General features: G+C 24.4%; 1 protein-coding gene. It reads left to right on the top strand.

What is annotated here, in order from left to right:
- Positions 1 to 352: hypothetical protein (locus tag AVBRAN12642_RS09810; protein WP_336608327.1), on the top strand; the 352-nt coding region annotated here is incomplete at both ends.

Here is a 352-nt window from a genome sequence, read left to right on the forward strand (position 1 = left end):
TCATAAATTTCCTTTTGAAGAACGCATTGTAATAGATGAAGAGTTAGACTGCTGGTTTATGAATTGTATGTATTTTGATGACCCAGAACTAGACCATGCAAAACTTAATAAATCTTTGTGGATTTTATATTATAAAGGCGAGCATATAAGGATAATTTTAGATTATGATATCAAACAAGAGATTTATAATGTAGTTTATAATAGAGTTTATAAAATTCTTTCTATAAGAGATAATAAAACATTAAATGAAAAAGAAATAATAGCTTTATTGAAAGAAATATTAGTTGTTTATAAATGGGACGGAAGCTTAAATAATGATAAAGAATTTAAAGCATATATAATAGATGAAGTG

The organism is Campylobacter sp. RM12642 (genome assembly GCF_020137635.1).
GTDB lineage: Bacteria > Campylobacterota > Campylobacteria > Campylobacterales > Campylobacteraceae > Campylobacter_E.